The organism is Clostridioides sp. ES-S-0190-01, assembly GCF_020658275.1.
In the GTDB taxonomy this organism is placed as follows: domain Bacteria; phylum Bacillota; class Clostridia; order Peptostreptococcales; family Peptostreptococcaceae; genus Clostridioides.
Map to the genome: position 1 here is coordinate 209,761 of NZ_JACVWA010000027.1, position 15,539 is coordinate 225,299.

15 protein-coding genes are annotated in these 15,539 nt (G+C 29.3%); all 15 read left to right on the forward strand.

Annotated features, from left to right (window positions below; all coding sequences use genetic code 11):
- The first annotated feature begins 12 nt into the window (after positions 1-12).
- Positions 13-630 carry a guanylate kinase gene (gene gmk / locus IC214_RS11000; protein WP_227432470.1) on the forward strand — a complete coding sequence of 206 codons (618 nt, stop codon included), beginning with the start codon at positions 13-15 and terminating at the stop codon, positions 628-630.
- Positions 631-632: 2 nt separating this feature from the next.
- Positions 633-899 (forward strand): DNA-directed RNA polymerase subunit omega, encoded by a 267-nt coding sequence (rpoZ, locus tag IC214_RS11005; RefSeq protein ID WP_227432471.1) that lies wholly within the window; start codon positions 633-635, stop codon positions 897-899.
- Between the two features lie 4 nt (positions 900-903).
- Positions 904-2,103, forward strand: coding sequence for a bifunctional phosphopantothenoylcysteine decarboxylase/phosphopantothenate--cysteine ligase CoaBC (gene coaBC, locus IC214_RS11010; protein ID WP_227824206.1), 1,200 nt, complete (start codon positions 904-906; stop codon positions 2,101-2,103).
- 280 nt (positions 2,104-2,383) lie between these two features.
- Positions 2,384-4,873, forward strand: a complete 2,490-nt coding sequence (priA, locus tag IC214_RS11015) for a primosomal protein N' (RefSeq protein ID WP_227845598.1) — start codon at positions 2,384-2,386, stop codon at positions 4,871-4,873.
- Positions 4,874-4,890: 17 nt separating this feature from the next.
- On the forward strand, positions 4,891-5,331 hold the full coding sequence (gene def, locus IC214_RS11020; RefSeq protein WP_227432474.1) for a peptide deformylase: 441 nt from the start codon (positions 4,891-4,893) through the stop codon (positions 5,329-5,331).
- Positions 5,332-5,345: 14 nt separating this feature from the next.
- Entirely contained in the window at positions 5,346-6,275 is a 930-nt protein-coding gene (gene fmt / locus IC214_RS11025; RefSeq protein ID WP_227432475.1) for a methionyl-tRNA formyltransferase, read from the forward strand.
- Positions 6,276-6,284: 9 nt separating this feature from the next.
- Positions 6,285-7,037, forward strand: a complete 753-nt coding sequence (locus IC214_RS11030) for a DUF116 domain-containing protein (RefSeq protein ID WP_227432476.1) — start codon at positions 6,285-6,287, stop codon at positions 7,035-7,037.
- A 69-nt stretch (positions 7,038-7,106) separates the two neighbouring features.
- A complete protein-coding gene (locus IC214_RS11035) occupies positions 7,107-7,808 on the forward strand; it encodes a zinc metallopeptidase (RefSeq protein WP_227432477.1) in 702 nt (233 codons plus the stop codon).
- A 61-nt stretch (positions 7,809-7,869) separates the two neighbouring features.
- On the forward strand, positions 7,870-9,195 hold the full coding sequence (gene rsmB / locus IC214_RS11040) for a 16S rRNA (cytosine(967)-C(5))-methyltransferase RsmB (RefSeq protein ID WP_227432478.1): 1,326 nt from the start codon (positions 7,870-7,872) through the stop codon (positions 9,193-9,195).
- Between the two features lie 8 nt (positions 9,196-9,203).
- On the forward strand, positions 9,204-10,235 hold the full coding sequence (gene rlmN, locus IC214_RS11045) for a 23S rRNA (adenine(2503)-C(2))-methyltransferase RlmN (protein WP_227866657.1): 1,032 nt from the start codon (positions 9,204-9,206) through the stop codon (positions 10,233-10,235).
- A gap of 19 nt (positions 10,236-10,254) precedes the next feature.
- Complete coding sequence (locus IC214_RS11050; RefSeq protein WP_227432480.1) at positions 10,255-11,007, forward strand: Stp1/IreP family PP2C-type Ser/Thr phosphatase; 753 nt, start codon at positions 10,255-10,257, stop codon at positions 11,005-11,007.
- A gap of 16 nt (positions 11,008-11,023) precedes the next feature.
- Positions 11,024-13,030, forward strand: coding sequence for a Stk1 family PASTA domain-containing Ser/Thr kinase (gene pknB, locus IC214_RS11055; RefSeq protein ID WP_227432481.1), 2,007 nt, complete (start codon positions 11,024-11,026; stop codon positions 13,028-13,030).
- Between the two features lie 107 nt (positions 13,031-13,137).
- Positions 13,138-13,881: an elongation factor P 5-aminopentanone reductase gene (gene ymfI / locus IC214_RS11060; RefSeq protein WP_227866658.1), complete on the forward strand. Its 744-nt coding sequence runs from the start codon at positions 13,138-13,140 to the stop codon at positions 13,879-13,881.
- Positions 13,882-13,977: 96 nt separating this feature from the next.
- Positions 13,978-14,862 (forward strand): ribosome small subunit-dependent GTPase A, encoded by an 885-nt coding sequence (gene rsgA / locus IC214_RS11065; RefSeq protein WP_227432483.1) that lies wholly within the window; start codon positions 13,978-13,980, stop codon positions 14,860-14,862.
- A gap of 4 nt (positions 14,863-14,866) precedes the next feature.
- Complete coding sequence (gene rpe / locus IC214_RS11070; protein ID WP_227432484.1) at positions 14,867-15,538, forward strand: ribulose-phosphate 3-epimerase; 672 nt, start codon at positions 14,867-14,869, stop codon at positions 15,536-15,538.
- Position 15,539: the final 1 nt, after the last annotated feature.

Below are 15,539 nucleotides of genomic sequence, written 5' to 3' on the forward strand. Positions count from 1 at the left end.
GGGAATATTTAAATGTTTACAAAAAAAGGATTATTGCTAGTTGTATCAGGTCCATCAGGTGCAGGAAAAGGTACTATTTGCAAAGAATTACTTAGAGAGAATGATACAATAAAACTTTCTGTATCAGCTACTACAAGAAAACCAAGAGCAGGAGAAGTTGATGGAGTAAATTATTTCTTCATAAGTAAAGAAAAGTTTGAAGATATGATAGGAAAAGGTGAGTTTTTGGAGTATGCTCAAATTTATGATAATTTTTATGGAACTCCAAAAGCAGCAATAATGGAATGTTTAGAAAAAGGACAGGATGTGCTACTAGAAATTGAAATGCAAGGAGCAAAACAAATAAAAGAGGTTTGTCCAGAAGGAGTATTTATATTTGTATTACCTCCATCACTTGAAGAGTTAAAAAATAGAATTGTTGGAAGAGGTACAGAGACAGAAGAAGAAATAGAAAAGAGATTTAGTTGTGCATATGAAGAAATAAAAATGATTAAGGATTATGATTATTTTATATTTAATGAAGATGTGAAAACATCTGCTAAAGAAATAGAAGGTATAATATCATCTGAAAAGAATAAAGTTAGCAGATATAAAAATATTATAATAGAGAAATTTAAGGAGGAATTATAATTATGTTAAAACCATCTATCAATGAGGTACTAGAAAAAATAGACAACAGATATTACTTAGTAGGGACTGTTTCAAAGAGAGCAAGAAAGTTAATTGATGGAGACGAACCATATGTTCCAAACAAAGCTAAGGAAAAACCTGTATGTGTAGCTACTAAGGAAGTTGCAAGTGGAAAAATAACATATAGATTATTGACAGAAGAAGAAATAGAGATAGAAGAAGCTAGACACTACGCTGAGCAACATCAACAAATTTCAGAAGAGGAGTAAGGTCATGCTAAAAAATAAGACTGTTGTAATTGGCATAAGCGGCGGAATAGCTGCATACAAGGCTTGTGATGTTGTAAGTAAATTAAAAAAATTAAATGCAAATATCCATGTTATAATGACAAAATCAGCAACAGAATTTGTTAGACCACTTACACTTCAATCACTAAGTCAAAATTATGTAGTAGAAGATATGTTTGAAGAACCAAAATCTTGGGAAGTTGAACATATATCATTAGCAAAAAAGGCAGATTTGTTTCTAATAGTACCAGCAAGTGCAAATGTTATAGGAAAAATTGCAAATGGTATAGCTGATGATATGTTAACAACTACTGTTATGGCAACAAAAGCACAAGTTTTAATAGCACCAGCTATGAATACTAATATGTATGAAAATCCAATTGTCCAAAAAAATATAAAAACTTTAGAGGAATTTGGATATAAATTTATAGAACCAGAAAGTGGAAGACTTGCATGTGGAGATATTGGAGCAGGAAAACTAGCTAAACCAGATTTAATAGTAGAGGCAGTTTTAGCCAATCTTACGAAAGAGCAAGATTTGAAAGGTCAAAGTATAATAGTTACAGCTGGACCAACTGTAGAAAGTATAGACCCAGTAAGATATTTAACTAATAGGTCTTCTGGTAAAATGGGATATTCTATAGCTAAAGAGGCTATATCTAGAGGTGCTGATGTAACATTAATATCAGGTCCTACAAATCTCTCTATTCCACAAAACCTTAAAAAATTTGTACAAATAGAATCAGCACAAGATTTGTATGAGGCAGTAGTATCAAATTTAAAAGAAAATAAAATAGTAATTCAAAGTGCAGCAGTTGCAGATTATAAGCCAAAAACTTATTCTGACAAAAAAATTAAAAAGAATAATGATGATTTATCAATAGAATTAAGTAGGAATTATGACATTGCTTATGAAATAGGAAAAATAAAGGAAGATAGGATATTAGTTGGATTTGCTGCTGAAACTAATGACTTAATAGAACATGCCAAAGGAAAAATTGAAAAGAAAAATTTAGATTTTATTGTGGCAAATGATTTAACTAAAGAGGGAGCTGGCTTTAGAACTGATACTAATATTGTAAAAATAATAGATACAGAAGGAAATATTACTGAGTACCCTAAAATGAAAAAGGAAGAAGTAGCTAATGTTATATTAAATAAGATTAAAGTGTTACTTGAGAAATAAGAACTTTTTTAAATATGATATTTGTGTATTTTATCACAGCTAAAGTGGCTGAAAGCTGCAATTTACTTTTAGCGAGTAAAAACTCGCAAATGTCAGTTAAATTGTGGTTTTCAGCATTTATTTTGCTGTAAAGTATAAAATATGATTAATAGTTAATTATTAAGATATATCTAATATTAGTAATAACTTGAAACTTTTTAGATATGCTGAGATTTTTTTGATATGTTATGAAATGTGTTAAAATATGAGCAGTAGATTAATTTTAAGTAGGAGTTTTACAATGAAAAAATATGCAAAGGTAATAGTTAGAAGCAATACTATATACACAGACAATTTATTTACATATCAAATTCCTGTATTTTTAGAGGAAGTTATAAGTGTTGGGCATAGAATATTAGTGCCATTTGGAAGAGGTAATAAACCAACAGAAGCCTTTGTATTTCAACTTACAAATAATTTAGATGAAAAAATAAAGACTAAAGAAATCATAGATATATTAGATGAAAATCCAATATTTAGAGAAGAAGATTTAGAGTTGGTTTACTGGATGAAAAATAGATATTTGTGTACTTATATAGAGTGTATAAATTTGATATATCCAAAAGGATATAAACTAAATAATTACAAAGTAGTTTTACTAGGTGAAAAGCTAAATGGATTAAGTGAGACTGAATTATATGAAAAGATATCAAAGCTGAGTGATAAAAATAGAGAGATATTAGAAAAAGTAGTTGGTAGTAAAGGAAAAATTAAGGTTGATAAGTTAAAATATATAGCGAATCTAAATAATTATCTATATACAATGAATAAAAATGGAATTATAAAATTATGTTGGGAATACAAAAATCATAAAAATGAGAAGAAAGTATGCTATGTATCTTTGAGTTTAGAAAATGATAAAATTGATGATTATATAGAACAAAATAAAATAAGCATAGGAAGCAAGCAAAAAGAGATATTAAATTTTCTTAAAAATAATGAAAATGTAGAGATAAATGATTTATTGGATTTATTAAATGCTTCAAAGCAGAGTATAAACTCTTTGAGTAAGAAAGAGTTAATAACTTTAGAATTTAAAGATTATTATAGAGAGCCAAAAAGTATTTACAAATCTATATCAAAAAGTATAAAATTAAACAATGAGCAACAACAAGCGGTTGATGAGATAAATTCAAGTATGTTTATAGATGATAAAAAGCCATATTTAATTCATGGTATAACTGGAAGTGGAAAGACTGAAGTTTATATGGAAATAATAGAATTTGCATTAAGCCAAGGTTTAGATAGTATATTTTTGGTTCCTGAGATAGCATTAACTCCCCAAACGATAGATAGATTAAAGAGTAGGTTTGGCGATTTAGTTGGAGTGTTTCACAGTAAACTATCTGAAGGAGAAAAACACGACGTTTATAAAGCTGTTAAAGCTGGCAAGATAAGAGTTTTAATTGGTGCTAGGTCAGCACTATTTGCTCCTTTTAATTCTTTAGGATTGATAATAATTGATGAATTTCATGAGTCATCATATAAGTCTGAAAAAAATCCTAAGTTTAACTCTATAGAAGTAGCTAGATTTATGGCATTAAAAAATAATCTAACTCTTATTTTAGGTTCAGCGACACCTTCAATTGAAGAGTATTATAGAGCAAAAACTGGTGAATATAAACTTATAAATATAAAAAATAGAGCAAACAATAAACCACTTCCAAATATTGAAGTTGTAGATATGAAAGATGAATTAGATATAGGTAATAGAAGTATATTTAGTTTAAAACTTCAAAGAGAAATTAGTTGTGCGATTGAAGAAAATAGTCAGGTAATACTATTTTTAAATAGAAGAGGTTATGCAAATTTTGTATCATGTAGAAAGTGTGGCTATGTGTTTCAATGTGAAAATTGCGATATATCTTTGACATATCATAAAAAAAGTAATATTGGAAGATGCCATTATTGTGGATATGAAAGAGAAATTCCAAAAGAATGCCCAGAATGTGGAAGTAATTATGTTAAGCCATTTGGAGTAGGAACTCAAAAAATTGAGGAAGAGTTAAAATGTATTTTTCCAAATATAAAAACTTTGAGAATGGATAAAGATACAACATCAAAAAAGGGTTCATTAGAGGAAATACTAAATAAGTTCAAAGATAAAGAAGCAGATGTATTGATAGGAACGCAGATGTTAAGTAAAGGATTGGATTTTGATAATGTAACTTTAGTAGGTATTTTGTCAGCAGACATGATACTAAATTTTCCTGATTTTAAAAGTTTTGAAACAACCTTTCAGTTGATAACTCAAGTTTCTGGAAGGGCAGGAAGAGCAGACAAAGAAGGTAAAGTAGTACTTCAAACATATGATACTGAGCATTATGCTATTAAGCATGCCATAGAGTATAATTATGAAGGTTTTTATGAAGATGAGATAAAGATAAGAAAGGCATTTGGATATTCTCCTTTTAATAACATGTTAAGTGTAGTTGTTAGTGGTGAAGATGAAAGATTAGTTATAAAAAATATAAAAAATATGCATGCATCTTTGATTTATTTATTAGAAAAAAGGGGTATAAACGACTTAGGGTTTATATTAGGACCCAATCCATGCTCAATATCAAAAATAAATCAAAATTATAGATGGCAAATACTCTTTAAAGATGAAAATATTGAAATTAATCTCTTAAAGGGTATAATAAAATATATATGTATAACAAAACGAGATTTGATATTTAATAAGAATATTAATGTATCTATAGATATTAATCCAAATAGTGTATTATAAATTTAGGAGGAAGTGTAATGGCTTTAAGACAAATAGTTCAAATAGGAGAACCAGTACTAAGAAAGAAATCAAAAAAAGTTGAAAAAATTGATGCAAAAATAATACAATTGTTAGACGATATGGCAGAAACTATGTATGATGCAGATGGTGTTGGACTAGCTGCACCTCAAGTTGGAATTTTAAAAAGAGTTGTAGTAATTGATATTGGAGAAGAACTTATAGAACTTATAAACCCAGAAATAATAGAAACATCTGGAGAACAAATAGATGATGAAGGTTGTTTAAGTGTTGTTGGAGAATCTGGAGAGGTTAAAAGACCAAACTATGTAAAAGTTAGAGCTTTAAATAGAAATGGAGAAACAATAGAGCTAGAAGGGGAAGAACTTTTAGCTAGAGCGTTTTGTCATGAAATAGACCATCTAGAGGGAATACTGTTTGTTGATAAAATAGAAAAATAGTAGGGGTTGATTTGATGAAAATAGTATTTATGGGAACTCCTGATATAGCAGTTCCTTGTTTACAAAAAATAATAGATGAAAAGTATGAAATACTAGGAGTTGTAACTCAGCCAGATAAACCAAAAGGAAGAGGTAAAAAACTTGGCATGAGTCCAGTAAAAGAACTTGCAATTGAAAATAATATACCTGTATATCAACCAATTAAAGCTAGAGACAAAGATTTTATAGATACAATGAAATCTTTAAAGCCAGATGTAATGGTAGTTGTAGCTTTTGGGCAAATACTTCCAAAAGAAATATTAGAAATTCCTAAGTTTGGATGTATAAATGTCCATGTTTCTTTACTTCCAAAATATAGAGGTGCGGCGCCTATAAATTGGGTAATAATCAATGGCGAAGAAAAAACTGGTGTTACAACTATGTATATGGATGAAGGGTTAGACACTGGAGATATGATATTAAAGACAGAAGTAAATCTTGATGAAAATATAACAGCAGGAGAACTTCATGATAAAATGATGAATATAGGAGCAGAAACTTTAAAAGAAACATTAAAGTTGATAGAAGCAGGAACTGCTCCAAGAGAAGTACAAAATCATGAGGAATTTTCTTATGCACCAATAATGAATAAATCACTAGGTAATATAGACTTTTCAAAAAATGCTAAGGAAATACACAATCTAGTTAGAGGTGTAAATCCATGGCCAAGTGCTTATACTACTTATAATGGTGTAACGATGAAAATCTGGAAAACTAAAGTATTAGAGGAAGAAAGTAACAAAGAAGCAGGTACAATAATTGAGGTAAATAAAGATGGCATAAAAGTAAGTACTAAAGATAAGGTACTTTTAATTGAAGAAATTCAGATGCCAAATAAAAAGAGAATGCTAGTTGGAGAATATATAAAAGGAAATACTATAGAAATTGGTGTAGTATTGAGTTAGGTGAAAAGTATGACAGATATAAAAAAGTATTTAACAAGTGTTGGTATCTTAGTCTTAATATTAGGGATTTTAATGGGGGTTGCAAACTTTTTTATAATTAGTTTGACTCAAATATTTTCCTTAGGAATAAATGCTGTAGTAATATCACTAATACTTATAATACTATGCTCAACAATAGTTACGTATAGAGTAATTAAAGGAAAAAATGTTAACTCAAATATAATGAAAATAAATTTTAAAATTGTTAGTGTATTATTTCCCATTATATCTTTTATTGCATCATCATTTGGTATGTCAAAAAGTGAAATTAGAAGAATATATATAAAATTAAATAATGAATATATATACAGTAATAAATATAATTTTAATCCAGAGGATATAATAATTTTAATACCTCATTGTATTCAAGAGAATAGTTGCAAACTAAAAGTTACTAATGATATAGATAATTGTAAAAAATGTGGAAAATGCAATATAGGAGAATTAGCTGAGCTAAATAAAAGTGTTAAAGTAAAAGTATTTGTAGCTACAGGAGGGACTCTAGCTAGAAAAATTATAATTGACAATAAACCTAAAGCTGTTATAGCTGTTGCATGTGAGAGAGATTTAACATCTGGAATACAAGATATAAAAAAAATTCCTGTTTTAGGAGTATTTAATAAAAGACCTAATGGACCTTGTATAAATACTAATGTAGACATAGTAGATATTGAAAAAGCTATAAGCTTTTTAACAGGAAAAGAGATATTAGCTTGTAATTAAACTGTTTTTAAGTTATGTGAATATTAAAGAGGATGTATAATAAAAATATATTTTAGGAGAGTGTTATTTATGTACCCTGTATATGGCGGCTTTTGGGGATTTGACCCAACGATGATTATATTAATTCCAGCTATATTATTCACTGCATATGCTCAATTTAAAGTGAGCTCAACAACAAATAAGTATTTAAGAGTAAATACACGTAGAGGATATACTGGAGAACAGACAGCAAGAAGAGTACTTGATTCAAATGGTTTGTATGATGTAAGGATAGAAATGGTTAGAGGTCATTTAAGTGACCACTATGACCCAAGAAGAAAAACTGTAAGATTATCAGAAGATGTATATTATGGAACATCAATAACTTCTGTTGCAGTAGCTGCACATGAATGTGGTCATGCAATGCAACATGCTAAAGGTTATGCACCTCTTCAAATAAGAAGTAGTTTGGTGCCAGTAGTAAACTTTGCTTCAAGTATTTCTTGGTTTTTAATATTTCTAGGATTTATTATGGCTGGACCATTTCTAAAAATTGGGATACTATTGTTTTCAGCTTCAGTACTATTCCAAATAATAACATTGCCTGTAGAATTTAATGCTTCTAGTAGAGCAATTGTTCAACTTGGAAATCTAGGTATTATAGATGAGGGTGAGGTAAGACAAAGTAGAAAAGTGCTTTCAGCAGCAGCTTTAACATATGTTGCAGCAGCACTAGTTTCAATACTTCAATTACTTAGATTGTTACTAATAGCTCAAAGAAGAGATGACTAAAAATAAAGTGGGTTGTTTAGAAACAACCCTTTTTTATGTTTAATAAAAGGGAGAAATTTATATGGATGCAAGAGAAATTGGATTTAAAGTATTATGTGATATAGAGAAAAATAATAACTATTCAAATATTGCAATAAATAAGCATTTTAAAAACTTAGAAATAAGCGATATGGATAGAGGACTTGCAACAGAGTTAATCTATGGAGTAGTAGAAAATAAATATTACTTAGATTATATAATTAATAAACTTTCAAAAATAAAAGTAAAAAAAATGTCAACTTATGTTAAAATCTTTTTAAGAATGGGAACATATCAAATTTTATTTTTAAATAGTATATCAGATTATGCAGCAGTTAATGAAACTGTGAAGTTATCTAAAAAATATGATAAAAAATCTTCTGGTTTTATAAATGCTATTCTTAGAAATGAAATAAGAAATAAAGATACTATAATGGACATAACTGAGGAAGATAGTGTAAAATACTTATCTATAAAGTATTCTTATAACTCTTGGATTATAAAAAATTGGATAGAAAATTTTGGACAAGAATTTACTGAAGATTTATTAGAAGCAAACAATGAAAAACCTAGTATTTATATAAGAACAAATACACTTAAAATTAGCAGAGAAGAGCTTATTGAAAAATTAAATGAAAAGGGTATTATGTGTTTGAAAGTCCCTATGGTGGAAGAAGCTATAAAAGTCGAAAAATTAAAAAATATAGAAAATAATGAGTTATTTAAGGCTGGTTTATTTACAATTCAAGATATAAGTTCTATGATAGTAGGGAAAGTAATTAATCCAAAGGAAGATTCATTGATTTTGGATGTATGTAGTGCTCCTGGTGGAAAATCTACTCACTTAGCCACTTTAATGAATAATACAGGTCAAGTAATAGCTAGAGATATTTTTGAGCATAAACTAAAGCTTATAAAAGCTACTGTAAATAGACTTGGTCTAAAAAATGTATGTGTAGAAGGATTTGATGCTTCTGAAATTGATGAAAATAGCATAAATAAATTTGATTATGTTTTAGCAGATGTTCCTTGTTCTGGTCTTGGTATAATAAGACGTAAACCAGAAATTAAATATAAGAAAGAAGAAGAGTTGGAAGATATTACTTCTATACAAAAGAAAATATTAGAAAATGCATCAAAGTATGTTAAAATTGGAGGAACTTTAGTCTATAGTACATGTACAGTTCAAGATATGGAAAACATAAATATAATTACTTCTTTTATTGAAGAATATAATAATTTTGAATTGACTCCAATTGACACAGTAAACGTAGATTTAGACAATCAAGATAAAGGATATTTAAAAATATATCCTAATATTCATGGTATAGATGGGTTTTTTATAGCAAAATTAAAGAGAATAAGGTAGTGAATAGAATGGAAGAGAAAAAAATAGTATTAAAAAACTTTACTGAAGATGAACTCAAGGAATTTATGAAAACTATAGATGAAAAACCTTTTAGAGGGAGCCAAATATTTTCTTGGATATACAAAGGTGCAAAAACTTTTGATGACATGAATAATATACCAAAAAGTTTGAGAAATAAATTAGAAGAAGTTTCATGTATAGGTCATATAGATATAGAATTAAAGTTAGAATCTAAGGTAGATGGCACAAAAAAATATTTGTTTTTATTAGATGATGGAAATATAATAGAAACTGTGATGATGGATTATGACAGTAGGGTCACTGTTTGTGTTTCTAATCAAGTAGGTTGTAGAATGGGATGTAACTTCTGTGCATCTACAATGGATGGATTGATTAGAAACTTAGAACTATGGGAGATTTTAGACCAAGTTATTAAAATTCAAGAAGATACTGGAAAAAGAGTATCAAATCTTGTCTTAATGGGAAGTGGTGAGCCACTTGACAATTTTGAAAATACAAAACAATTTTTAAAAATAATTAATGAAAAAAATGGTCTTAATATAGGGTATAGACATATAACTCTTTCAACTTGTGGGATAGTGCCTAAAATGTACGAGTTGGCTGATTTGAAAATAGCTATAAATTTGGCTTTATCACTTCATTCACCATATGATGAAGAAAGAAGAAAGATTATGCCTGTAGCAAATGCATATTCTATTAAAGAAATACTAGATGCCTGTAGATATTATATAAAAAAGACAAATAGAAGGGTTACATTTGAATACTCTCTTATAAAGGGTGTAAATGACTCAGAAAATGAAGCAAAGGCATTAGCAAAGCTTTTAAAAGGTATGCTATGCCATGTAAATTTAATACCAATAAATAAGGTTGAAGAAAGAGAATATGAAAAGCCAGACAAGGCATTTATTTATAAGTTTAGAGATAGTTTAGAGAAAAATAATATACCTGCTACAGTTAGAATGTCTATGGGTTCTGATATTAGTGGAGCTTGTGGCCAATTGAGAAGAAAATACAAGTAATATGTAAGGAGGAAGTCGTATGGTTTATAGTTGTGCCTCCCATATAGGAAAAGTAAGAAAAAACAATGAAGACTATTGTGAGGGAGAAGTTATAGATACAGAACATGGTCCAATAGGAATATTTGCCATAGCTGATGGAATGGGTGGACATAAAAAGGGGGAAGTCGCCAGTAAGTTAGCAGTAGAAAATATAATTGATTTTCTAAAAGAAAACTTATTACAGCATGATAATGTAAAAATAGACTATATAGATGATATACTAAAACAGGCTTATAATAATGTAAACTCAATTGTGCACAAGAAATCTATGGAAGATATAGCATTTGAAGGAATGGGAACTACATTAGTTACAGCTATAGTGTATAATAATGTCTTATATGTGGCAAATGTTGGAGATAGCAGATGTTATTTGTTAACAGATGAAAAATTTGATAAAATAACTATAGACCATTCTGTGGTTGAAGAACTTATGATGGCTCATGTTATTACAGAAGAAGAAGCGAGAAGACATCCACAGAGAAATAGAATAACTAGAGCAATTGGAACAGATGATATGGTTGTTGTAGATATTTTTAAGAAGGAAATCAAAAAAAGTGATATAATACTTCTTGCAACAGATGGATTAACTGGGTTTATTTATGACGAAGATATAAGAAGTTTAATATTAGATTACGAATATGAGAGAATTAGTGATATAAGTGATGAATTGATAAGCATGGCCAATGATGTTTCTGGTAAAGATAATGTTTCGGTGATAGTAATAAAAGTATAATTAGGACGGTGATATTGTGGGAGATACAATTTTAGGAAATCGATATGAAATCATCAGGAAGATTGGTGATGGAGGAATGGCCTTTGTATATGAGGCTAAAGACAGATTATTAAACAGGACTGTTGCACTTAAAGTACTCAGACCTGAATTTGTAGATGACGATGAATTTTTAACAAAATTTAAAAGAGAAGCAGAAGCAGTAGCAAGCCTTTCACATCCAAATATAGTAAATGTATATGATGTTGGGGAAGATGGAAAAGTTCACTACATTGTAATGGAATTTGTAGATGGAAAAAATTTGAAGGAAATTATACAGGATGAAGGGATATTAGACGAATATACCGCACTGGATATAACAAAACAAATAGCTATGGCACTTAGTGCTGCACATAAAAAGGGGATTATACATAGAGATATAAAACCTCATAATATTCTCATATCCAATGAAGGAAGAGTAGTAAAAGTAGCTGATTTTGGTATAGCCAAAGCTGTCTCAAATTCAACTATGACTAATATTGGTAGTATAATAGGCTCAGTACACTATTTTTCACCAGAGCAAGCTAAAGGAAAGTTTGTAACTAATAATGCAGATTTGTATTCTTTAGGTATAGTTTTATATGAAATGCTGATAGGAAAAGTACCATTTAGAGGAGATAGCCCAATTTCTATAGCACTTCAACATATCAATGATGATATAGATTTTACATCAGAAGAAAAAGTTAGGATTCCTCAAAGTGTAAGAACTACAATAAAAAAGCTTACAGAAAAATCTAGTGCAGATAGATACCAAACTGCTGAAGAGTTAATAGAAGATATAGATTATATAGAAAAAAATATTGACTTAGATTTTATAAAGGAATACGATGATTTTGCAACGAAGAAAATTGATGAAAAAGAGATTAATAAAGCTGTAAATCCAGTACTTGCAAAGCCAGTTCCGGAAAAAGTAGTTAAACCTATAGAAGTTGCTGATTTAGATGAAGATGAAGATTATTATGATGATTTTTATGAAGAAGAAGATGAAGACGATGAAGATGAGGAAGAGATAATGAGAGCTAAAAAGAATCAAAAGCCTAAGAATACTCAAAGTAAGAGGGCTAAGAAAAAGAAGAAAAAACAAGAAAGTCCTAAAGCTAGAAAAAGACTAAAAGTAGTCGCGGCAGTTTTGATAGTAATCTTATGTGCACAAGTATTCTTAGCATATAAATTTTTATTTGCTGGAGGATTTGGTAGTAAAGATTTAACTGTTCCTAATCTTGTGAATATGACATTAGAGGAAGCACAGAGTGCAGTTGAAAAAGAAGGATTGTCCTTAAGTGTAAAAAGTGAAGAGTATAGCAGTGAGGTAGATAAAAATTGTATAATATCGCAGACACCTGAAGGTGGAAGTACAAATATTAAAAAAGGTGACACCATAAATGTCGTTGTAAGTAAAGGTGCAAACGAAGCTTCAGTTCCCAATGTAGTAGGTATTACTTTAACTAATGCAAAAAAAATTATAGAGGAAAATAAATTGAAAGTTGGAACTGTCAAGTATGAGTATAGTTCAGTATATAAAGAAGGTACAGTTTTAAGTCAGAGCCCTAGTTCTGGTTCATCAAGTGTTCAAGAAGGTGATGAAATAGACCTATATGTTAGCAAAGGCTCAGAGAAATCAAATACGCCAACACCAACAACACCAAATAAGACTCCAACAACACCAGATGAGAATGATACAACAACACCTGGTTCAAACTCAGGAAATAGTGGAGGAAGCTCAGGAGGTTCAAACTCAGGAAATAGTGGAGGAAGTTCAGGAGGTTCAAACTCAGGAACTAACGGAGGAAATTCAGGAAATAGTGGAGGAAACTCTGGAAATAGTGGAGATAATTCAGGAAATAGTGGAGGAAACTCCGGAAATAATGGAGATAATTCAGGAGACTCAAACTCCGGAAATAGTGGAGATAACTCAGGAGGTTCAAACTCAGGAAATACTGGAGAAACTCCATCAGGAACTGGTGGAAATATTGGTAAATCAGAATAAATAGTAGCTAAAAATAAAAAGCTGTCCTTTTATAGAAATTATTTTCTTTAAAGGGGCAGTTTGTTTTGTATAAAATATTAGATTAATTATAAGGGAGATAAATATTTATGAATAAAAACAATAAAACAGTTTTGGTAACAGGAGGCTCTAGAGGAATTGGAAGAGCAATATCTAAAATATTTGCAAAAGATGGGTATAATGTATTAATAAACTTTAATAAATCAGAAAATGAGGCTAAAGAATTATATACTGTATTAAACGAAAAGGGTTTTTCTGTAAAATTATTTAAAGCTAATATTTCAAATAGAGAAGAAGTCGAAAATATGATAGATTATTGTATAAAGGAGTTTGGAGGATTAGATGTACTTATAAATAATGCTGGTATAAGCCAAGATAAGTTATTTACAGATATAACTGATGAAGATTGGGATAATATGATGAATATTAACTTAAAAGGAAGTTTTTATTGTTCACAAATTGCTTTAAAATACATGATATCAGAAAAAAAAGGAAACATAATTAATATATCTTCAATTTGGGGTATATCAGGTGCTTCTTGTGAAGTACATTATTCTGTATCAAAAGCAGGTATAATAGGAATGACAAAGGCATTGGCTAAAGAAGTTGCTCCATCAAATATTCGAGTAAATAGCATAGCACCAGGAGTTATTAATACAGATATGTTATCTGAATATAATGAAGATGAGATAGATATTCTTGTAGAGGAAACTCCTTTAATGAGATTAGGAACACCAGAAGATATAGCAAATTGTGCTATTTTTTTAGCATCTGATAAATCAAGTTTTATTACTGGTCAGGTAATTAGCCCAAATGGAGGATTTGTTATTTAAAAAAAATGTGGTATTATATAAAAATAGGAAAGAATAACACTATATACTACTCATAAACAGTATAGGTTTATATAATTTTATAAAGGGAGGTATTTGATGCTAGAAGGAAAAATTATAAAAGGGATTAGTGGATTTTATTATGTAGATACAGAAAAAGGTCTTTATGAATGTAAGGCTAGAGGTATATTTAGAAAGCAAAAAGTAACACCTTTAGTTGGTGACAGAGTTAAAATAAGTGTTGTTGATGAAGATGAAAAAAAGGGAATTGTGGAAGAAATAGATAGTAGAGACACAGAACTTATAAGACCACCTATAGCAAATGTAGATAAGGCACTAATAGTATTTGCAATAAAAAATCCTAAACCAAACTTATCTCTTTTAGATAGATTTATAGTTTTGGCAGAAAAAGAAAATTTAGAAACTGTAATAATCCTTACAAAAGCAGATTTAGATGATGATAACATATTAGAGCATGTTAAAAAGATATACGAGCTTAGTGGATATAAGGTTATTCCTGTAAGTAATGTCACTAAGTTAAATATAGATAAAGTAAAAGATGAATTAAAAGAAAATGTAGTAGTATTTGCAGGACCGTCTGGAGTTGGAAAATCGAGTTTATTAAATGAAATAGATGAAAATTTTCAACTGCAAACAGGTGTAGTAAGTGATAAAATAAAAAGAGGAAAACATACCACTCGTCATGCAGAACTTTTAAAGTTGGAGTTTGGTGGAATGGTTGCAGATACACCAGGTTTTAGTTCACTTGCACTTGAAGACATAGAAGAAGTTGAACTTAAAGATTATTTTATAGAATTTGATAAATTTAATGATTGTAAGTTTGGTTCAAAATGTATTCATGAAAATGAACCTAATTGTGCTATAAAAGAAGCTGTTGCAAATGGAGAAATATCTAAAGAAAGATATGATAGTTATATACAGCTACTAAATGAAATAAGACAAAATAACAGTAGGAGGTATTAGAAACATGATTAAATTAGCACCATCAATATTATCAGCAGATTTTGCAAAATTATTAGAGGATGTAAGAAAAGTGGAAAGTGCAGGATGTGAATATCTTCATATCGATGTAATGGATGGACATTTTGTACCAAATATCACACTAGGACCACTTGTAGTTAAAAGTTTAAAAAAAGAGAATATAAATATGGTATTTGATGCTCATCTAATGATAGAGAATCCAGACCAATATATTGAAGAGTTCGTAAAAGCAGGATGTGATATAATAACTGTTCATCAGGAAGCTTGTACACATCTACATAGAACTATACAAAATATAAAATCACATGGAATAAAGGCAGGTGTAGTGCTTAATCCAGCAACACCAATAGATACTATTAAACATGTACTATCTGATTTAGATATGGTGCTTTTAATGTCTGTTAATCCTGGATTTGGAGGACAATCATTCATACCTTGTGTGTTAGATAAAATTAAAGAATTAAAAACACTTATAGATAGTAAAGGATTAAATATTGATATAGAAGTTGATGGTGGTATAAGTCCTAAAAATGTGGCTGAAGTTGTGCAAGCAGGAGCTAACGTAATAGTAGCAGGCTCTGCAATATTTGGAAGTGATGACATTCAAGAAACAGTTAATTTATTTAGAAAGAATGCTTCTCTTGAAGAATTAGTTTAGA